Source organism: Bacillus pretiosus (assembly GCF_052947655.1).
Map to the genome: position 1 here is coordinate 4,433,089 of NZ_CM129593.1, position 21,338 is coordinate 4,454,426.

The 21,338-nt window shown below is 37.0% G+C and carries 18 protein-coding genes; 2 read left to right on the top strand and 16 right to left on the bottom strand.

Annotation, left to right across the window (positions count from 1 at the left end; genetic code table 11):
* Positions 1-51 precede the first annotated feature (51 nt).
* The 3 genes from phoR to ACU8YW_RS22815 form a co-directional block, all read right to left on the bottom strand.
* Positions 52-1,815 (bottom strand): sensory box histidine kinase PhoR, encoded by a 1,764-nt coding sequence (gene phoR, locus ACU8YW_RS22805; RefSeq protein WP_088064549.1) that lies wholly within the window; start codon positions 1,813-1,815, stop codon positions 52-54.
* Entirely contained in the window at positions 1,808-2,527 is a 720-nt protein-coding gene (phoP, locus tag ACU8YW_RS22810; protein ID WP_001065223.1) for a two-component system response regulator PhoP, read from the bottom strand. Before phoP ends, phoR begins: the two co-directional genes overlap by 8 nt.
* Positions 2,528-2,680: 153 nt before the next feature.
* Positions 2,681-2,926, bottom strand: coding sequence for a hypothetical protein (locus tag ACU8YW_RS22815; RefSeq protein ID WP_426934089.1), 246 nt, complete (start codon positions 2,924-2,926; stop codon positions 2,681-2,683).
* Positions 2,927-3,015: 89 nt separating this feature from the next.
* Here ACU8YW_RS22815 and ACU8YW_RS22820 point away from each other — a divergent pair, with 89 nt between their 5' ends.
* On the top strand, positions 3,016-3,147 hold the full coding sequence (locus ACU8YW_RS22820; protein ID WP_002122970.1) for a hypothetical protein: 132 nt from the start codon (positions 3,016-3,018) through the stop codon (positions 3,145-3,147).
* Between the two features lie 57 nt (positions 3,148-3,204).
* On the opposite strand, the gene ACU8YW_RS22825 is transcribed toward ACU8YW_RS22820, so the two are convergent.
* From ACU8YW_RS22825 to ACU8YW_RS22845, 5 genes are all read right to left on the bottom strand, one after another.
* The gene (locus ACU8YW_RS22825) at positions 3,205-3,678 is read right to left on the bottom strand and encodes a MaoC family dehydratase (RefSeq protein ID WP_000914190.1); all 474 of its coding nucleotides are present in this window, start codon (positions 3,676-3,678) and stop codon (positions 3,205-3,207) included.
* Positions 3,679-3,895: 217 nt separating this feature from the next.
* Positions 3,896-4,834: a malate dehydrogenase gene (gene mdh, locus ACU8YW_RS22830; RefSeq protein WP_446894005.1), complete on the bottom strand. Its 939-nt coding sequence runs from the start codon at positions 4,832-4,834 to the stop codon at positions 3,896-3,898.
* A gap of 19 nt (positions 4,835-4,853) precedes the next feature.
* A complete protein-coding gene (gene icd, locus ACU8YW_RS22835; protein WP_000206896.1) occupies positions 4,854-6,146 on the bottom strand; it encodes an NADP-dependent isocitrate dehydrogenase in 1,293 nt (430 codons plus the stop codon).
* 160 nt (positions 6,147-6,306) lie between these two features.
* A complete protein-coding gene (citZ, locus tag ACU8YW_RS22840) occupies positions 6,307-7,455 on the bottom strand; it encodes a citrate synthase (RefSeq protein ID WP_000503659.1) in 1,149 nt (382 codons plus the stop codon).
* Positions 7,456-7,842: 387 nt separating this feature from the next.
* Complete coding sequence (locus ACU8YW_RS22845) at positions 7,843-8,304, bottom strand: DUF441 domain-containing protein (RefSeq protein ID WP_000625511.1); 462 nt, start codon at positions 8,302-8,304, stop codon at positions 7,843-7,845.
* A 420-nt stretch (positions 8,305-8,724) separates the two neighbouring features.
* Between ACU8YW_RS22845 and ytvI the strand changes: the two genes are divergently transcribed.
* Positions 8,725-9,843: a sporulation integral membrane protein YtvI gene (gene ytvI / locus ACU8YW_RS22850; protein ID WP_001081380.1), complete on the top strand. Its 1,119-nt coding sequence runs from the start codon at positions 8,725-8,727 to the stop codon at positions 9,841-9,843.
* Between the two features lie 632 nt (positions 9,844-10,475).
* Here the strand turns inward: ytvI and ACU8YW_RS22855 are convergent.
* From ACU8YW_RS22855 to dnaE, 8 genes are all read right to left on the bottom strand, one after another.
* On the bottom strand, positions 10,476-10,865 hold the full coding sequence (locus ACU8YW_RS22855) for an FxsA family protein (RefSeq protein WP_048544357.1): 390 nt from the start codon (positions 10,863-10,865) through the stop codon (positions 10,476-10,478).
* Between the two features lie 195 nt (positions 10,866-11,060).
* Positions 11,061-12,818 carry a pyruvate kinase gene (gene pyk, locus ACU8YW_RS22860; protein ID WP_001232677.1) on the bottom strand — a complete coding sequence of 586 codons (1,758 nt, stop codon included), beginning with the start codon at positions 12,816-12,818 and terminating at the stop codon, positions 11,061-11,063.
* 53 nt (positions 12,819-12,871) lie between these two features.
* Complete coding sequence (gene pfkA, locus ACU8YW_RS22865; RefSeq protein WP_000821162.1) at positions 12,872-13,831, bottom strand: 6-phosphofructokinase; 960 nt, start codon at positions 13,829-13,831, stop codon at positions 12,872-12,874.
* A 128-nt stretch (positions 13,832-13,959) separates the two neighbouring features.
* Entirely contained in the window at positions 13,960-14,934 is a 975-nt protein-coding gene (accA, locus tag ACU8YW_RS22870; RefSeq protein WP_000818786.1) for an acetyl-CoA carboxylase carboxyl transferase subunit alpha, read from the bottom strand.
* Positions 14,922-15,791, bottom strand: a complete 870-nt coding sequence (gene accD / locus ACU8YW_RS22875) for an acetyl-CoA carboxylase, carboxyltransferase subunit beta (RefSeq protein WP_000942866.1) — start codon at positions 15,789-15,791, stop codon at positions 14,922-14,924. Before accD ends, accA begins: the two co-directional genes overlap by 13 nt.
* 185 nt (positions 15,792-15,976) lie before the next feature.
* A complete protein-coding gene (locus ACU8YW_RS22880) occupies positions 15,977-16,621 on the bottom strand; it encodes a FadR/GntR family transcriptional regulator (RefSeq protein WP_000204434.1) in 645 nt (214 codons plus the stop codon).
* Between the two features lie 14 nt (positions 16,622-16,635).
* Positions 16,636-17,844, bottom strand: coding sequence for an NADP-dependent malic enzyme (gene ystJ, locus ACU8YW_RS22885; protein WP_161796084.1), 1,209 nt, complete (start codon positions 17,842-17,844; stop codon positions 16,636-16,638).
* Between the two features lie 133 nt (positions 17,845-17,977).
* Positions 17,978-21,304: a DNA polymerase III subunit alpha gene (dnaE, locus tag ACU8YW_RS22890; protein ID WP_060486540.1), complete on the bottom strand. Its 3,327-nt coding sequence runs from the start codon at positions 21,302-21,304 to the stop codon at positions 17,978-17,980.
* Between the last annotated feature and the right edge of the window lie 34 nt (positions 21,305-21,338).

Here is a 21,338-nt window from a genome sequence, read left to right on the forward strand (position 1 = left end):
TTATTAATATTTAATTAAGCCATTGTTAATATATTGTAAACATCCTTCATCCTATTTTTCAGTTGCTGATTTTGGTAAAACAACTGTAAATGTTGTCCCTTCCCCAACTTCACTATCCACTGTAATCGTACCGTGATGTGCCTCAACTAAATGCTTTACAATCGATAATCCGAGGCCTGTACCACCAGTATTTCTACTTCTCGCTTTATCCACTCGGTAAAAGCGTTCAAAAATACGCGGAATTTCATCTTTACTAATACCAATTCCCGTATCCGATACTTTTATATAAGCATTATATTTATCTTCTACTAATTCTACAGAAACAACGCCTCCAGCCGGCGTATATACGATTGCGTTATTCATTAAATTAATAAAGATTTGCTTCAAACGACTTGGATCTCCAATGACCGAGACTCCTTTTAGCGCATTTACTTGTAAAGAAATTTCTTTTTCTCCTGCTTTGTTATCAAGCACCATATGAATGTCTTCAAGAAGTCCCTTCATATCAACGGTCCCCATACTCAATTTAAATCCTTGTTGCTCAATCTTTGATAAATCTAATAAATCTTCAATTAACCCTTGCATGCGTTCACTTTCTTTTAAAATAATGTGCAAGAAATGTTCGCAGAATTTTTTATTATCCATAGCACCGTCCAAGAGCGTTTCTGAAAAACCTTTAATAGAAGTAATCGGTGTCTTTAGTTCATGAGAAACATTCGCTAAAAAGTCTTTTCTCATTTGTTCTAATTTCTTTAGCTCAGTAATGTCATGGAATACAAGGACAATCCCTTTCCATTCATGGTTCGTCCCGATAATCGGTGCTCCATATACTTCAAAATGCTTTCGCTCAATTCCAAGCGGCAATAACATTTGTTTACGCACTTTCACTTCTGTCATAAAGATTTCTTCCACGAGCTCTATAATTTCTGTATGATGAAACGACTCATAATATAAACGATCTAAATATTCTTCATCTGTTACGTGGAAAGTCTCCTTATAAGAACGGTTTACAAGGTTTATATAACCGCGGCTATCAATTAAAATCATTCCGCTTCCCATATTTTCAATTAACGTATGCAGACGATCTTGTTGCATTTCTTGCTCAAGTGTCATCTCTTGTAAATTACGGGCTAAAATATTAATTGCTTTACTCAGCATTCCTGTTTCATCCGAATGACTTTCATAAGCGCGTGCTTTATAATTTCCCTTCGCTAATTCGATAGCAACTTTCGTAACGGATTCAATTGGCCTAATATATTGCCCTGTAATTTTCATACCTAAAAATACGACTACGAGACAAGCGATAACAAATCCGATAATTAATAATCCCCACGTTTTTTGATGAACAGATTTCAAAGGCTCAATTGTACTTTTCACCAAAATGTACCCTTGTTTCCCTGCTACATCTTGAACGAATACCGCATGGTAAAATTCATTATTCTGATCTGTTTCTTTCGTAATGACTTTGTTTCTTTGTTTTGTTGTTTCAGAAGAAAGTTCTTTAATTATCCCTTCACTAAAAGCAGACTGTTCTCCTCCGCTATATTGAACTTTCTTTTTTTCATCTACAAATGCAATAGAAGCCTGTATTTTTTCTTCTAACTTTTCAAATACATATGGATTTTTTAAAACATCATCAAAACCCTGTTCTTCTGCTAATACCGCAACATACTCTGTCTCTTTTACCATTCTCTCTTTTGCATGATCTATATAGTAGTTTTCAAACACGGTTTCCAGTAATAAACCTAGTCCAACTAAAATAAAAACAATAAGAGAAACAAATGTAAAAAGAAGCCTGGAACGAAATTTATTCATCCCCTTTTGGCTCCTCTAATTTATATCCTAAACCACGTATCGTTTTAATGTACGTCGGTTTTTTCGTATTTTGTTCAATTTTATCGCGCAAATGGCTAATATGAACGTCAACAATTCGTGTATCACCAGCAAAATCATAGTTCCATACAGCACTTAATAATTGATCACGTGTCAACACGCGACTTTTATTTTTCGCAAGATAAACAAGTAGTTCAAATTCTTTTGGTGTTAATTCAAGCTTTCTTCCTTGGAAATAAGCCTCATAAAATTCCGGCAAAATTTTAAGTTCAGCAAGTGTGATGCTCTCTTCATCTGACGCTTCTTTCACTTGTTCTTCTTGTTGTAATTTCGTGCGGCGCAAAATTGCCTTCACACGCGCAACAACTTCCCTTGGGCTAAATGGCTTCGTCATATAATCATCTGCCCCAAGTTCAAGACCTAGCACTTTATCAAATTCATCATCTTTTGCTGTTAACATTAAAATCGGCGTCATAACGCGCTGCAATCGTAATTCTTTACACACTTCCATACCATCCATTTTTGGAAGCATTAAATCTAATATAATTAAATCTGGGCGTTCTGTTGTCGCTTTTTGAAGCGCCATTTCTCCATCCATCGCTGTTATCACTTCAAACCCAGCTTGTTGTAGATTAAATTCAATTAAAGTTAAGATAAATTCCTCATCATCAACTACTAAAATACGATTGTTCATTCTTTTCCTCCAAGTTATAGACTTGAAACCTTCTTCATCCTAGTATTTTCCCCGTTATTCTCATCATACTAGAAAACAAGGTCCCTCTCAATATAATTGTCTATTCATGGGCTCGTTTCTACTAATGCTTCGAAAATAAAAGCAATTAAAACTTCATTCTCTCTCCCTCTCCGCTATCCAAACTCGGTAGATAAACCTACCTTTTTCAAAGTATTTTTCCGTATGAACCACAAATCCCCTCTCCTGCGCTAGGAAAAACGAAAGAGCATACGCTATTTTATAGTCCGGTGTTTCATATATATCAAATAGTCTTCCATACATTTCATTCGCGACCCCGTCTGCCCACACTTCAGCTTCTCTTATCGTTTCAAAGATAACATCTTCTTTTTTCCACTTCACCTTAAAAATCACCCCTTTTATTGACTTACATTATTAATCTTTATATTATTAATTTAAATATATAAATATTAAAAACACGGAGGTCTATTATGCGATTAGTTCTACCTATTCTATCTTTAGTAGTAACATGTATTCTTACTTTCAACGCCCCAAGCTGGGATACTATTAAAACAGGTTGTTCCGATTTCGCCGAAGGATTCACACAAGGATTCTTCAACTAAAAATAACGCTAGCCCACTTATAGAAAGGTATGCTAGCGCTATTCATATTTTCATGTTTTAAAAATTATCTAATGCTTTTTCCATAATAGAAACTGATTTAAAAGGCGGCGTTACTGTTAAAGAACCCTTTACAACCGTTTCTCCTTTTTCATCATGAGCAGATACAAGCATATCAATTGTATGTTCCTCCTCAGAAACAGCTACAACTTCAAAATGGATTTGTAACGTTTCATAATGATGAACATGCTTCACGAACGTAAGGTCCTTCCTAGTAATATGACTGCCTGGACCTGGTAAATATTTCGTAACTGCCGTTGTAATCATTCCCGTTAGCATAATGCTTGGTACAATCGGCTTTTCATACGGAGTTTGGGATGCGTAATCATGCTGAATATATAATGGATTGGCATCATTCGTTAACCCTAAGTACAATAACAAATCTTTATCCTCAATTTTTTCAGTGATAGATAATTTCTCTCCTACTGTAATTTCATCCATTCTACGACCAATTTGAACTTTTTTCTTTAACATGTTACAACCCCCTCCGATTTTTTCACCTTATTATCCTACTAATAGCGATACCTTATCCGAAATTTACTATGATGAGGGCAATGTATAGTATAAATCTATAGTTTCATTATAGGATACACCAAATGATAGCGTTTTCATATTATTTCAAAAAAACATTTGAATAAATAGTAGAAAAAGATTCGGGGCCCCGAATCTTTTTCTACTTAATATTTAATTATTAAACAAGAACCTTCATTATATTACGTACAGATTCTACAGAGCGATCTAACGCTTCTCTTTCATCTGTAAGAAGTTCTAACTCAATAATTTTTTCAATTCCGTTACCACCTAGAATTACTGGTACGCCTAAGTAAAGGTCGCTATAACCATATTCACCTTCAAGGTACGCAATAGCTGGTAATACACGGCGTTGATCTTTTAAGATTGCTTCTGTCATTTCAACTAAAGAAGCAGCTGGTGCGTAATATGCACTACCGTTTCCTAATAAGCCTACAATCTCGCCGCCACCTTTACGGGTACGTTCTACGATTGCTTCTAAACGCTCTTTCGGAATTAACGTTTCTAACGGAATGCCACCTGCATAAGAATAACGTACAAAAGGTACCATATCGTCACCGTGTCCACCAAGAACAAATCCTGTAATATCTTTCACAGAAAGATTTAATTCTTGTGCAATAAATGTACGGAAACGAGCTGTATCTAATACGCCCGATTGACCGATAACACGCTCTTTCGGGAATCCTGCTTCTTTAAATACAGAATATGTCATTGCATCAACTGGATTTGTTAACACAACAATAATCGCATTTGGTGAATGTTTTGCAATGTCGCGCGTAATACTTTTCATAATTTTAGAGTTTGTTGCTACTAAGTCATCACGGCTCATACCAGGCTTACGTGCAATACCTGCTGTAATAACGACAACGTCAGAATCAGCAGTATCTGCGTAATCAGATGTTCCAATAATGTTAGCATCAAAACCTTGTACTGGGCTCGCTTCTAACATATCTAACGCTTTCCCTTTTGTTGGATTTTCCAGTTGTGGAATGTCCACTAATACAACATCTGCAAGTTCTTTTTGTGCTAATAAGAATGCTGTTGTTGCTCCTGTAAATCCTGCACCGATGACTGAAACTTTCTTGCGTTTGATTGTCATAATTTACCCCCCGCTTTAATTATGCGTTTTTGATTATCGCTACATCCATGTTTTTAATAAGTTCATTAGCGAACTCAGAACATTTCACTTCTGTTGCACCTTCCATTAAGCGTGCGAAATCATAAGTTACTACTTTTGAAGCAATTGTTTTCTCAACTGAATCAGTTACTAATTTCGCAGCTTCGTTCCATCCTAAGTGCTCTAATAATAATACACCAGAAAGAAGAACTGAAGATGGGTTTACTTTGTCTAAACCTGCATATTTTGGAGCTGTACCATGTGTAGCTTCAAAGATAGCATGTCCAGTCACATAGTTAATGTTTGCACCAGGTGCAATACCAATTCCACCTACTTGTGCAGCAAGTGCATCAGAGATGTAGTCTCCGTTTAAGTTCATTGTTGCAACAACATCGAACTCACGTGGACGAGTTAAAATCTGTTGTAAGAAGATGTCTGCAATAGAATCTTTTACGATGATTTTCCCAGCCACTTCAGCGTCTGCCATCGCTTTATTCGCTGCATCTTTACCATCTTTCTCAACGATACGATCATATTCAGCCCAAGTAAATACTTTATCGCCGAATTCTTGTTCCGCTACTTCGTAACCCCAGTTTTTGAAAGCACCTTCTGTAAATTTCATAATGTTTCCTTTATGAACTAATGTAACAGAAGAACGTTTTTCATTAATTGCATATTGAATTGCAGCACGAACAAGACGCTTTGTCCCTTCTTCTGAGATTGGTTTAATACCAATACCAGATGTTTCTGGGAAGCGGATTTTATTAACACCCATTGCTTCTTTTAAGAAAGCAAGGACTTTTTCTGCTTCCGGAGATCCTTGTGCATATTCAATTCCAGCATAAATGTCTTCTGTATTCTCACGGAAAATAACCATATCAGTATCTTCCGGACGTTTTACAGGTGAAGGAACACCATCAAAATAACGAACTGGACGTAGACATACATATAAATCTAATTCTTGACGAAGTGCTACGTTTAGAGAACGAATACCACCGCCAACTGGAGTTGTAAGTGGACCTTTAATCGCGATTAAATATTCACGGATTAAATTTAAAGTTTCTTCTGGTAACCACTCGCCTGTTTGGTTGAATGCTTTTTCCCCTGCAAGCACTTCTTTCCAAACGATTTTCTTCTCACCATCATAAGCTTTTTCAACTGCTGCTTCTAGTACACGAGATGCAGCTGCCCAAATATCAGGACCAATTCCATCTCCTTCGATAAATGGAATAATCGGATTGTTTGGTACATTCATAACACCATTAGTTACAGTAATTTTTTCACCTGTCGTCAATGTGATAACCCCCATGTTTGAAATTTCATATGTATGAAACTGAGGGAATAACCCCTCAGTTCAAACCGTTATTTAAATTAAAATATTCTAATCATTACGTCTTTCCGAAAAAATCAGACTTTTGAAAGCGTATTTTCACTATCAAAATAGTGTTTTTCGCTTATCGTTGTGCAATTGGAACGTACACTTGATGTGTTGGTCCATTATAATCAGCACGCGGACGGATTAAACGGTTGTTTTCATATTGTTCTAGAATATGAGCTAACCAGCCTGACATACGGCTAATTGCAAAAATAGGTGTAAATAAGTCATGGTCAATTCCTAAACAATGGTATACAGAAGCTGAATAGAAATCAACATTTGGTGGAAGACCTTTTTCTTTTGTTACAATGTCTTCAATTTTGATAGACATATTATACCATTTGTCTTCTCCTAAAAGCACGCATAATCTCTTAGACATTTCGCGTAAATGTTTTGCACGCGGATCACCCTGCTCATATACACGGTGGCCAAAGCCCATGATTTTCACTTTATTTTGAAGAGCATTATGAATATATGATTCTACATTTTCTTCTTCGCCAATTTCAGTTAGCATCTTCATTACATTTTCGTTTGCCCCGCCGTGAAGAGGACCTTTTAACGCACCGATTGCTGCTGTAATACCAGAATATACATCTGAAAGTGTAGCTACACAAACGCGTGCAGTAAATGTAGAAGCGTTTAACTCATGATCTGCGTGAAGTACAAGCGCCTTGTCAAAAGCTTCAATTTCAACTTCATTTGGCTCGCGATCATTTAACATGTACAAGAAGTTTGCAGCTAATGATAAATCGTTTCTAGGCTCAACAACATCTAAACCTTTACGAATTCTTGCATAAGCAGCAACTAAAGTTCCCACTTGAGCCTGCAATTTAACCGCTTTCAAATAATTGGAGTTTTCATCCATAATTTCAGCGCTCTCATCATATAATGATAGCATGGAAATTGCAGTTCGTAAAACAGACATCGGATGTGCGATTTTTAAATCTACTTGTTTCAAATATGTTAAAATCTCACCTGGAACTTTATAGTATTCCGATACAATCTCTTTAAATTTCGCTAGTTCTTGTTCATTAGGAAGCTTGCGATGCCATAATAAGTACACTACTTCTTCAAATGTAGCATTCTCAGCTAAATCATCAATATTATACCCAACATAAGTTAATGTATCATCAATAATAGAGCTCACAGATGATGTTGTTGCTACTACCCCTTCTAAACCTCGAATAACAGTCATGACATTCTCTCCTTTTCCTGAAAATTCTCCCAACCTTGCTCCTTATATCTATTTGCTTCCCTTTTGAATTATGAACGCCCGTTCACTCTTTAGGCAAGCAAAATGCACGATCATGCAAATTTGTTGCGATGTTCCCCTCTTATTGTCCATTGTTTACATGGAAAGCATGAGCGTGAATGTCTCCCCGAATCCTCACGCTCAAAACAACAAGTTAGTGAGGAAAATTAATCCCGAAGAGTTTTATGATAAAAACAACATAAAACAATATCATTATAAAATTGTTTTATGTTGTTTTTATTTTATCTGGTGTAAAGTCTCTGCTGTTATGTAACTTTTCAAAGTTTCTAATCCTATTATAAACAATTATCTGACTTTTGTGAACAGAAAGAATTCAAAAATTTTATATTACTATAAAATTCCTTATTTAAACATCTGTATAATACTCATAACTGCATAGGCAATTCCAGCCCCAATTAATGGACCTACAGCAACTCCATTAAATAAAGCAACCGCTATAATTGTCCCGAAAACGAGCGCAGTTGTAATATGAGGATCCGTCGTCAATAATTGTACGCCGCCTTTCGCTAACAAAGCAACCGCTACCCCTGAAGCTAAAGCAATCCATGCATAATACGATTTCGCCGCTTCTCCAAGTTGTTTAAAACCTATTTCCCCCGTTGCAATCGGTACGAGTACTGCTATTGTAATAACCGTTACACCGAGGTTAATCCCTTTCGTTTGTAGATAAGGAAAGACTTTATCTCCTAGAAACGTAAATTTCAATAAAAATAACACACCAATAGCTACAGTAAGCGATTGGTTTTTAGCAACAAGTCCTATAATAAGTAGTATGAATAAAAATAACGTTGACTGACTAATCATGTTTACACTTCCTTTCTGAAAATAATGAACTCATTTCCAAACAAAAATACCTTTAAACCTATCGTTATACATGCTATATCGATGTATATTCAACAATAACCACTTCATTTTTTATGTATTTTAAAATGCTAAACTGAGACTTTCATCATCAAAAATTTAAGCCTATATACATTTTTGAAAACGATTGTCTCTCCTTTCTTTTCTAATAAGAAACAGGTAAAATAAAAAGAAGAAAAAATGAAGTTTTTACCATATAGTAGAAGCATCAACACCAAGCTTTTACAGTCACTCATGTACTGAAAAAGCAGGAAAAATCCATCATTCCACTATAACATAAAGTGAAACTTTAATCAGTGCAGCACACTCGTTATAAGTTGAACGAATTAGGATAATCCAAATTGGAATGGGAGGTATACATCTTTGAACCGAAACTTACTATATATGATATTGCGACTCATATTTGTCATTGTAGCAACGGTAGCCGGGTTCTATGCATTACTATATATGTCAGGACTTATCTATCCTTTTATTATCGCTTTCGCATTTGCTTATTTGATTAATCCCGTCGTCAATTTCCTTAATCAAAAACTACAATTTCCTCGCGCACTAGCAGTACTCGTTAGCTTAATTCTCGTATTCGGAGCTATCGTCGGACTCGTTACATATCTTGTAACGGAAGCAATATCGGCCACAACATACTTACTACAACTTGTTACAGTAAAGTTCCCGGATATCGTTAAATTCGCAGAGCAATTTGCACTTAATCATATTATGCCTCTCTATGATGATTTAATTTCTAAATTTAATCATCTTGGGGAACCACAGCGCTATACGATTACACAAAACATTCAAAACTTAGGAACCGAAGCAACGACGCAAATGAAAGAACTTTTAACTGCTATTATAAGCGGGTTAACAAATTTCATTAGTGCATTACCAACCACTTTAACTGTCCTTGTATTCGTTTTATTAGCCACTTTCTTCATTAGTTACGATTGGCATCGTCTCGCTCAGAAAGTAAGAAAATTTTTGCCCAATCGTGTTCATGGCTATGGAAAAACTATTTTTGTCGACTTAAGAAAAGCTTTATTTGGTTTTGTTAAAGCGCAACTTACACTCGTATCTATGACAACTGTTATTGTACTAATCGGACTTTTAATATTACGCGTACCATACGCCATTACTATCGCGATTATTACAGGGGTTGTAGATTTACTCCCGTATTTAGGAACAGGTGCCGTCTTCGTTCCTTGGGTTATATACGTATTTTTCACTGGCGATACTGCTTTCGCCATCGGTCTTCTCATCTTATACATCGTCGTGATTGTCCAAAGACAAATTATGGAACCTAAAGTACTTTCATCTAATATCGGCCTCGATCCATTAGCAACACTGATCGCTCTATTTGTCGGCTTTAAGCTTTTTGGCTTTTTAGGATTAATCATCGGTCCAGTCATCTTAGTACTACTTAATACATTGCACAAAGCTCGTGTATTCCATGATTTGTGGAAATATATTAAAGGCTCACCTTCAAAATAATAGTTTCTAATTCATATACAACAAAAAACTTATATGTAATCAGTGGGAATTTCCCACTGATTATTCCTTATACTTGTTTTTCACACTCATTACATACAACAAGAGATTTTCCCACAAAAAGGATAATACTCTTGTTTTTTTTGCATAGAAAACGCATATTCCGAGGTATTTTTACATATTTATTCTATTATTTTTATAATTATTACTTACATTTATTACTTTTTATGTAAATGAATAAATATGCAAAATGGTATAAAATAAGACTTAAACTAACATTTTTCCTGTTCGTATCTAACTTTTCCATACCAATTGATTCTTTTTATATACAAAAACCAGCTTGAGTTCATATGAATTTCCCTACAACACACTCATTAAGAACTACCTCCATATCCAATCGAAAAATACATAGCAAATATAATAAGGCAAAACTATGATCAGTAAGGATTTTGTCCACCACCGATTATTAACTTTCACCAACCGGACTTGTATGAGCAGTCTGATTTCCACTTAACTCCTTCGCATTCACCACATTTTAAGGCATGATACAGCAAAACTTTAATCAACAGAACTTCATCCATCTCTCATCCTTTTGCGGGCAAAAAAATAGTGCTTAGATCGCTATAATCTAAGCACTATTTCTGCACAATAATAGTAGAACTCTTTCTGAACTTCCATTCCATCCACTTCATAACAAATGGCTTCAACAAAGCCCTCGTCATAGGGATAACGAAGATCAAACCTATTATATCCGTTACGTATCCAGGAAGTACCAAAAGAATACCTCCTACAAAGATAAAAATACCATCCAGTACCGCTCCTCCTGGCATTTCTCCTCTATTCAACTTAGATTGAATCTCTCTAAGCACTTTAAATCCTTGTCTTTTCGCTAAATAGACACCTACAACACCCGTAAATACAATCATAGCGAACGTAGACCATAAACCTATTACATGACTCGATCCAATTAAGACTGTAATCTCAATCGCCGGTATTAAAATAAACAAGAATAGTAACCACTTCATAGTTCTACACTCCTCTCACTCATCACTTTAAACGAACCCAGAGCGTCCGTATACGCTACACAGAAACTAAACACCTTTCCCTATTGAACCTCGTAACAAACGGATTTTAAACGTAATTCCAGGCGTTTCAAGCTGATTCCACCTCGTTTTTGTGTAAAAAAAAGAGAAGGACTCCGATCCTTCTCTTCGTATTACTTATAGCACTTCCGCATGTCCATTATAAACAATTCCGCGTGCTGCATCAACTGTTACTTCTTGGCCATTTTTTAAAGTTGCTGTTACGCCGTTTACACCAACGATAACAGGAATACCGATTGATACACCTACAACAGCCGCATGGCTTGTTAGACCGCCTTCTTCTACAACTAGAGCAGCAGCTTTTTCGATTGCAGGAATCATATCTTTATCAGTGCTTGTTGTAACAAGGATATCACCTTTGTTTACGTTCGCTACAGCTTCAGCAGCTGTTTTCGCTACAACTACTTTACCTTTTGCAGCTTTACGACCGATTCCTTGTCCTTTCGCAACTTCTTCACCAACAACATGGATTTTCATTAAGTTTGTTGTACCAGTTTCAGCAACTGGAACACCAGCAGTGATTACTACAGTGTCTCCAAGTCCAATTAGACCTGCATCCATACCTGTTTGAATTGCAGTATCTAACATTTCGTCAGTAGACGCTGCACGTTTTCCAGCCATAAATGCTTGTACACCCCAAACAAGTGCAAGACGACGTCCTACTTGCTCGTCAGATGTTACAGCTACGATTGGAGATTTCGGACGGTATTTAGAGATCATTTTCGCAGTATGTCCACTTTCTGTTGGAGCTACGATTGCAGCTACATCAAGAGCAAGTGCTGTATGCGCAACAGATTGGCTAATTGCATCTGTAATTGTTGGAGTGAACTCTTTAATACGTTTTTTGAACATATCTTCATATTGTAATGATTTTTCAACACGTACTGCAATGTTAGCCATCATTGTTACTGCTTCTACTGGGTATTGACCAGCAGCTGTTTCACCTGAAAGCATGATTGCATCTGTACCATCGAAGATTGCGTTAGCTACGTCACTTGCTTCCGCACGAGTTGGACGTGGGTTACGTTGCATAGAATCTAACATTTGTGTCGCAGTAATAACCGGTTTACCTAACACGTTACATTTTTTGATTAGACGTTTTTGTACTAATGGTACTTCTTCTGGTGGAATTTCTACACCCATATCACCACGAGCTACCATTAAACCGTCAGAAACTTCTAAGATTGAATCGATGTTATCGATACCCTCTTGGTTTTCGATTTTTGGTACAATTTGGATGTATTGAGCGTTATGCTCTTCTAATAATTCACGGATTTCTAATACGTCAGATGCTTTACGTACGAATGAAGCTGCGATGAAATCAACTTTTTGCTCGATACCGAAGACGATATCTTTTACGTCTTTTTCAGTGATACCAGGAAGCTTAATGCTTACGTTTGGTACGTTAACACCTTTTTTATTTTTTACAGTTCCGCTGTTTAAAACTTTTGTACGGATGTTTCCGTCAGCTTTTTCGATTACTTCTAGTTCGATAAGACCGTCATCGATTAGAATACGAGAACCTGGGTCTACATCGTCATAAAGACCAGCATAAGATACAGAGAACTTCTCTGCAGTACCTAATACTTGCTCAGTAGAAAGAACTACTTCTGCACCTGTTACAAGCTCAGCTTGTCCGTCTACGAAGTCGTGAGTACGGATTTCTGGACCTTTTGTATCAAGTAAGATACCAACTGTTTTACCAGTTTTCTTTGAAGCTTCACGAATGTTTTTAATACGAGCGCCGTGCTCTTCATGGCTACCATGAGAGAAGTTTAAACGAGCAACGTTCATACCCGCTTCGATTAATTGTTCTAATTTCTCAATACTTTCACTAGCAGGACCTATAGTACATACAATTTTAGTTTTACGCATATTGCACCTCCGAAAATTATGAAACCGTTCCCAAATATCCGACATTAAGCCGATTAGATGGATAATTCTTTAGATAATTGATACATATCTTTATCGATTGTATGCTTTTGAGCTAACGCTTCGATAATATCATGATCAACAAGTTTATTATCTTGAATACCTACACAGCGTCCACCTCTACCAGCAATTAATAATTCAACTGCTCTTGCGCCAAGACGACTTGCTAATACACGGTCTTGTGCACTTGGTGATCCACCACGTTGTACGTGACCTAATACAGTTACACGAGTATCAAAGTTTGTTGCTTCTTCAATGTGCTTACCGATGTCAATTGCACTTCCAACACCTTCAGCCACAATGATAATACTGTGTTTTTTACCACGTTCACTACCACGCTTCAGACGAGCAATAACATCTTCCATGTCATACTCTTCTTCTGGAATTAAGATTGTTTCGGCACCATCAGCTAAACCAGCCCATAATGCGATATCTCCAGCATGACGTCCCATTACTTCGATAACATATGTACGTTCATGAGATGTAGCTGTGTCACGAATTTTATCAATTGCATCAATAACAGTATTTAAAGCTGTATCGAAACCAATTGTGAAGTCTGTACCAGGAATATCATTGTCGATTGTACCTGGTACACCAACACATGGGAATCCTTGTTCAGTTAATTTTTTAGCACCTTGGTAAGAGCCATCTCCACCAATAACAACAAGTCCTTCGATACCGTGTTTCTTTAATTGCTCGATACCTTTTAGTCGTACTTCTGGATCTTTAAACTCAGGACATCTTGCTGTATATAATTTCGTACCACCACGGTGGATAATATCGCCAACAGAACCAAGTTCTAATTTTTCAATATGACCAGAAATTAAACCCGCGTATCCATGGTAAATACCATATACTTCAATATCATGGAAAATCGCTTTACGAACAACTGCACGAATGGCAGCATTCATACCAGGTGAATCTCCACCACTTGTTAATACACCAATACGTTTCATTTGTACTCACCTCATAAAGATTATTTGCCTTATAATAAAATAACACGAAAAAATATAAAAACACAATGGAGAAGATGTGTCTTTTCATAATAAAAACGTGCATTCGCGAAGAGGAACGCACGCTTTTATTATTTTATCCCAATGGAAGCGTTTGAAAACGAAACTTGCCCAATTTTCATATATTTTTCATAACGTTTTTCGATTAATTCATCTTTCGAAATTCCGCTTAATTGTTCAAAAGTTTTCTTAAGCATTAAATCTATATTTTCTGATTGTTTTAAAATGTTACGATGCGCTCCACCTTTTGCCTCTGGAATAATTTCGTCAATTACACCTAATTCTTTCAAATCTAATGCTGTAATTTTCATCGCTTCTGCAGCTTCTTTTGCTTTACCAGCGTCTTTCCAAAGAATTGCCGCCGCACCCTCTGGTGTAATAACAGAATACGTGGAATTTTCCAGCATATGAATGTAATCTCCTACTCCAAGACCTAACGCACCACCACTACCACCTTCACCGATAACAATACAAATAACAGGTACTGTTAAACCCGCCATTTCAAATAAATTACGGGCAATCGCCTCACTTTGTCCACGTTCTTCAGCTGCTTTACCAGGATAGGCTCCCTTCGTATCGATGAAACAAATAATAGGACGATTAAACTTTTCCGCTTGTTTCATTAGACGCAGTGCTTTTCGATATCCTTCTGGATGAGGCATCCCAAAATTACGACGAATATTTTCTTTCGTATCTTTTCCGCGTTGGTGCCCAATTACAGTTACAGGCATCCCCTTATATTTCGCAATGCCGCCGACAATCGCTGCATCGTCGCCAAATAGGCGATCTCCATGACATTCAAAAAAATTAGTAAATAAGTGCTCAATATAATCGAGCGTTGTCGGTCGTTCTGCATGACGAGCAATTTGAACACGGTCCCATACTTTCATATTGCCGTATATATCTTCCTCTAATTTTTCTAGCTTGTCTTCCAAAATACGAATCTCCTCACTGAAGTCCATCTGGCTGTTTTTCGTATAGTCTTTCAGTTCACGAATCTTATTTCTTAGCTCAACAACTGGTTTCTCAAATTCTAGCTCTGCCATACAGCCATTTCCCCTCCTTGATGAACTTCTAAAATCTTACGGAGTGATTCTCTCATATCATCACGATGCACAACCGCATCTAATTGACCGTGCTCTAATAAAAATTCTGCCGTTTGGAAATCTTCCGGTAGTTTTTCACGCACTGTTTGTTCAATTACACGTCTACCAGCAAATCCGATAAGTGCACCTGGCTCTGCAAGATTGTAATCACCAAGTGAAGCGAAACTCGCTGAAACCCCGCCCGTCGTTGGGTGAGTCATAACAGAAATAAATAACCCTCCTGCATTACTATGCTTTTTCAAAGCTACGCTTGTTTTTGCCATTTGCATTAAACTTAATATCCCTTCTTGCATACGGGCACCACCCGACGCAGTAAAGATAATAAATGGAACTTGTAAGTCGTATGCTTTTTCAACTGCACGGGCAATTTTCTCTCCTACAACAGAGCCCATGCTGCCCATTCGAAAACGAGAATCCATTACTGCAACAACAACAAGCATGTCATCAATTGTTCCTTCACCAGTTACAACCGCTTCGTTCAATTTAGTCTTCTTACGATCGCTCTCTAGTTTCTCTTCGTATCCTGGAAACTCGAGTGGATTTAATGAAACCATTTCTTTGTCATACTCACGGAATGACCCTTCGTCCAATATACTATCAAGACGTTCCCATGCATTCATAGGATGATGATATCCACAATTCACACATACTTTTAAATTTTTTAGAAGCTCTTTCGTATACATGATTTTTTTACATTTCGGACATTTTGTCATAACGCCATCTGGTACATCTTTTCGTACTTGTTCTGAAGGTATTGCAGCGTACTTTTTCTTTTTCACGAATAAATCTCTTAGCACAATTTGACCCCCTTCGTTGAGAGCTAAGGTTAGCGCAAGAAGAAAATTGGGCTAACACCAAAGTTTGATGTTAGCCTTATCTTCTCAATCTGTCTAATAACCTCACTCTTTACGTTTAACTTTAACCGCTACGCGATAGAATGTTTGTCATAACGTGTCATGGTCATTTCGACAAATTTTATACATTACGAGTGAAACTGTATATTCTCTACTAATTCATCGTAAATTTTTAGTGCATCATTTTCTTGTTTTTCTTCCAAAGTAGCATAAAGCTTTCTATACATATCGATAGAATCTCCTGAAACTTCACAAGAAAGAGTTGATACGTAATCATTTACGATCATCCAAATGCGATAGAGTAAATAATTATCGACTTGTTCAATGAGTGTTTTAAAGAACGTTTGATGAAGCATTGGAATCGAGTTTTCATTTTCTTCAAGCACTTGATTTAATTTTCTTAGCACTTTAGAAAACGTTTCTTTCGGCAAATTACATACAATTCGAATCATATCTTTCTCAAGCAATCGTTTTGTTTGTAATAAATCACGAATTGTTTTCTCATCTTGCAGCAAGAACGGCGCAATCAATTGTACAAGACCGTTATCGTAAAAGTTTCGAATAAACGTCCCTTCACCACGTCTCGTTTCAATCAATCCTACCAGTTCTAAAGCACGCAATGCTTCTCTTACAGAGGAACGCCCTACGTTTAAACGTGAACTTAACTCACGCTCAGACGGCAAACGATCCCCCGCCACCAATCCATCTTCTTCCATAATGGAACGGATTTTTTTTACAATTTCGAGATATACTTTTGTATTTGATGATGTCAATGGAAATTCCTCGCTTATTCTTTACCAATCAGCGCTAATTGTTTTGTTTTCTCAGCAATCTCATTTGGATCTACTTGACGGCGAGCTACTCCTGTCTCCATTGCAGCTTTCGCAACGTAAGCTGCCACTTGAGGCGCTACACGCGCGTCAAACGGTGCCGGAATGATATAGTCTGCATTCAACTCATCTTCTGCTACAAGCTCAGCAATAGCCTGTACAGCTGCCATCTTCATTTCTTCGTTAATTTGTGTCGCATGTACGTCAAGTGCACCACGGAAAATACCAGGGAACGCTAGTACATTATTTACTTGGTTCGCGAAGTCAGAACGACCCGTTCCAACAACAGCTGCGCCCGCTGCTTTTGCCAATTCTGGCATAATTTCTGGAACTGGATTCGCCATTGCAAAAATAATTGCATCGTCATTCATTGTACGAACCATCTCTTCTGTTAATGCACCTTCTGCAGATACACCAATGAATACGTCCGCACCTTGTACAACGTCAGCTAAAGAACCTTCAATACGATTCTTATTTGTATATTTTGCAACTTCATCCTTCACCGGATTCATACCTGTAGGACGACCATCATAAATTGCGCCTTTACGGTCACACATAATAATGTCGCGTACACCATAGCGATATAAAAGTTTAATAATTGCAATACCTGCTGCACCTGCGCCATTTGCGACAACTTTAATGTCAGACATTTTCTTTCCAACTAATTTTAGCGCGTTCACAAGACCTGCTACTGTTACGATAGCTGTTCCGTGTTGATCATCATGGAAGATAGGAATATTTGTTTCTTTTTTCAAACGTTCTTCAATAATGAAGCAGTTTGGTGCTGCGATATCCTCTAAGTTAACGCCGCCAAAAGTTGGCTCCATTAATTTTACAGTTTCAACAATTTTATCTACATCGTTTGTATTTAAGGCAATTGGGAATGCATCTACACCAGCAAAGCTCTTGAATAATACAGCTTTACCTTCCATTACTGGAAGAGATGCTTCAGGTCCAATGTTACCAAGACCAAGTACAGCCGTTCCATCTGTCACAACTGCTACCATATTTCCCTTCATTGTATATTCATATACCTTACTTTTATCGTCATAAATTTCCTTACAAGGTTCTGCAACCCCTGGAGAATATGCAAGACTTAAATCTTTTGCATTTTCTACTTTTACTTTTGATACAGTTTCTAATTTTCCTTGATGCACTTTATGCATGTGAAGTGCTTCTTCACGAAGTGTTGACAAACTATCCACTCTCCTCAAATTATTCTAGCTGATATCAATTTCTCCAAGTGGTCTGACCACGAACACTACTACTATAATAATCGAAGTGTAGGGAAATTGTCCATTATATTTTCACAACTACATTTTCTTCCCCGACAATTTCACGAAGTGCTCCTAAACATTCTTCACTTGGATGAATCGATAAACTTCGAGACAATTGTACCATTTTATGTTCCTTTTCATAATAAATTAGTACTTTCGCAAAACCTGAATAGTCAAACAATATTTTAGTAACCTGATTTAAAAGCTTTTTCTCATACTGAGACGACAATTTCACGTAAACAGATGCATCTTTCTTTTCTTCATACACATCCATTTCTTCTAACGGATATAGTCCATTTACAATCCATTGCAACTTATGATTTCTAAGCTCAATCATGCCGTCAACTAAAACAATTGCTCCTTCTTGTAACTTATCTGAGAAATGTATATATGTTTCAGGGAAAAGAACTGCTTCCATTTCATCGTTTTGATCACAAAATGTAATAAACGCCATCTTTTGCAACTTTTTCGTACGAATCACTCTCACGCTTGTTATATACACGATAGCCCTTTGTACTTTTTTCTTATGTCGCATTGCCTGAGCAAGAGATGGAATTTCTAATTCTTTCGCTAACTTCACATACTGCGCTGTCGGATAGCTTGATAAATAAAAACCTAGTGCTTCCTTCTCTTTATTTAACTGTTCAATAAAAGAGAGCTCTTCTCCTTGCACGTATTTTGATTTTGGAACAGCATCTCCTAAATCACGTGCAAGATTTGCGTACTCTAACGCTCCTTTAAGGCTTTTCCATAAATTTGTTCTCGAAACACCAAAATCGTCAAAACACCCAGACCAGACGAACGCCTCTAAATTTCGCTCTGTTACAAACTTTGATGGCATGCGAAGACAAAATTCAAATAAATCTTCAAATACTTTTTTCTCTCGTTCTTCGAGTAATGCTGTCACTGTAGCCATTCCGATGTTTCGAATTGAAAGTAAGCTGTAACGTATCGCATTACCTTCTATTTGGAAATTGTAACCACTTCTCTGAAGAGACGGCGGCAAAACGTGAAAACCTTTCCGCTTCGTTTCTCGTATATACTGCACAATCTTATCTTCATTTCCAATTGCACTTGATAATAATGCTGTCATAAATTCCAGCGTATAATTCGCTTTTAAGTAAGCAAGCTGATATCCAATCATACTGTAGGCTACAGCGTGACTTCGGTTAAAACCGTAATTCGCAAATCTTACAATTAAATCGTAAATTTTCTCTGCGGATGTCTCGTCATAACCATTTTGTAAACAGCCTTGTACAAAATGCTTACGCTCCTGATCTAAAATATCACGATTTTTTTTACTCACTGCTCGGCGTAATAAATCTGCTTCTCCGAGCGAGAATCCCGCCAACTTCGACGCAATTTGCATAATTTGTTCTTGGTATACAATTACACCGTATGTTCTTTCTAAAATTGGCTTTAAATCCGGATGTAAATATTCAATTTTTCTTTTTCCGTGCTTTGATTCAATAAAGGTTGGAATCTGTTCCATTGGTCCTGGTCTATATAACGAGTTAACAGCGACAATATCTTCAAATTCATTCGGTTTTAACCCGCGAAGTACATTTCGCATACCACCTGATTCAAGCTGGAATACACCTGTTGTATCCCCTCTACCTAACAATTGGAACGTCTTTTCATCTTGAAGTGGTAAATTTCTTAAATCAATTTGTGTCCCCGTCTTTTTCACGATAAACTTTATAATATTTTCAAGTAACGTTAAATTACGTAATCCTAAAAAATCCATCTTTAACAAACCAAGTTCTTCTAATGCATCAGCTGGGTATTGCGTAACATACACATCGTTATGCCCTTCTTGTATTGCAACACTTCCGGTTAACGGCTCTTGGCTCATAATAACGCCAGCTGCATGAATAGACGTATGACGTGGTAAGCCTTCTACACGTTTTGCAATTTCAAACACACGCTCATGTAACAGATTCCCTTGTATAAACTCACGGAGTGATTGCGATTCCTCATATGCATCTTTTAACGTTATACCAAGCTTTGATGGGATAAGTTTTGAAAATATGTCAATGTCTCGCGGCGGAAGCCCCATTACACGCGCAATATCTCTAATTGCCGCTTTCGCTGCAAGCGTCCCGAACGTTACAATTTGTGCAACACGCAGCTGACCATATTTATCTTTCACATATCGAATCATCTCATCACGTCTTATATCTGGAAAATCGATATCAATATCTGGAAGTGTCACACGTTCAGGATTTAAAAATCTTTCAAATAATAGATCGTATTCAATCGGATCAATATCTGTAATTTCTAATACGTAAGAAACGAGTGAGCCGGCTGCCGATCCACGTCCTGGTCCTGTTAAAATATGATTTTCATGCGCATACTTCATAAAATCCCACACGATGAGGAAATAATCACTAAACCCCATACTAGAAATAACGTTTAATTCATGATTCAAACGCTTTATATGTACTTCTTTCGGCGTACCATATCGTTTCTGCAAGCCTTCTTCACAAACGCGGCGTAAATACATATCATTCGTCTCGTTAGCTGGAACAGGAAATTTCGGTAATTGATTTATATGAAACGGTATTTCTACTCTGCAACGTTCTGCAATTTCTACTGTGTTATAAATCGCTTCTTCTACGTGAGAAAATAGTGCTTCCATTTCATCTGATGATTTTAAATAATATTGATCAGTTTTCAACCTTGGTCTATCTGGATCAGTCATTTTCGTTCCACTTTCAACAGATAATAAGCACTCATGAACAAGTGCGTCACTTTGATTGATGTAGCGTACATCGTTTGTTGCAACGACTGGAACATTTATCCTACTCATAAATGCAGGTAATTTCTCTTGCAGGAGCAGTTCATCTTGAATCGCATGATGCTGCAAACTCATATAAAAATTGTCGAACATACTTTGATACATGCGAGCTACTTCTTCAGCTTGACTCTCTTTGTCTTCTAATAATAATTTTTCAATTTCCCCATCTTTACCTGGTGAAATAGCAATTAATCCTTTCGCATAATGGGCAAGCCACTTTTTCGGAATACCTTCTTTTGACTTCGTCATAATGCTACTAGAAATCTTTAATAAATTTTGATAGCCCATTTCATTTTCAGCAAGTAAAACAAGCGGATAAGATTTTTCCTCTTCTTCACTAAAAATAGAAGCTGTTAAGCCGATAATAGGCTGTATACCATGTTTCTTACATGCTTTATAAAACGGAATAACGCCATACATAACATTTTCGTCCGTAATAGCGAGTGACGAGAAACCAAGTTCTTTCGCCCTGACTACAAGCTCATCAATTTTACAAGCACTTTTTAATAAACTAAAAACGGTTTGACATTGTAAATGCACAAACTTCACTGTTGTACCCTCTCTTTACCAATCTGACTACTTT

What these genes read in the sequence shown, in the direction of transcription:
- phoR (WP_088064549.1), bottom strand. Translation starts at nt 1,815, where the DNA reads ATGAATAAATTTCGTTCCAGGCTTCTTTTTACATTTGTTTCTCTTATT.
- phoP (WP_001065223.1), bottom strand. Translation starts at nt 2,527, where the DNA reads ATGAACAATCGTATTTTAGTAGTTGATGATGAGGAATTTATCTTAACT.
- ACU8YW_RS22820 (WP_002122970.1), top strand. Translation starts at nt 3,016, where the DNA reads ATGCGATTAGTTCTACCTATTCTATCTTTAGTAGTAACATGTATTCTT.
- ACU8YW_RS22825 (WP_000914190.1), bottom strand. Translation starts at nt 3,678, where the DNA reads ATGTTAAAGAAAAAAGTTCAAATTGGTCGTAGAATGGATGAAATTACA.
- mdh (WP_446894005.1), bottom strand. Translation starts at nt 4,834, where the DNA reads ATGACAATCAAACGCAAGAAAGTTTCAGTCATCGGTGCAGGATTTACA.
- ACU8YW_RS22845 (WP_000625511.1), bottom strand. Translation starts at nt 8,304, where the DNA reads ATGATTAGTCAGTCAACGTTATTTTTATTCATACTACTTATTATAGGA.
- ACU8YW_RS22855 (WP_048544357.1), bottom strand. Translation starts at nt 10,865, where the DNA reads ATGAAGTGGTTACTATTCTTGTTTATTTTAATACCGGCGATTGAGATT.
- pyk (WP_001232677.1), bottom strand. Translation starts at nt 12,818, where the DNA reads ATGCGTAAAACTAAAATTGTATGTACTATAGGTCCTGCTAGTGAAAGT.
- pfkA (WP_000821162.1), bottom strand. Translation starts at nt 13,831, where the DNA reads ATGAAACGTATTGGTGTATTAACAAGTGGTGGAGATTCACCTGGTATG.
- accA (WP_000818786.1), bottom strand. Translation starts at nt 14,934, where the DNA reads ATGGCAGAGCTAGAATTTGAGAAACCAGTTGTTGAGCTAAGAAATAAG.
- ystJ (WP_161796084.1), bottom strand. Translation starts at nt 17,844, where the DNA reads ATGCATAAAGTGCATCAAGGAAAATTAGAAACTGTATCAAAAGTAAAA.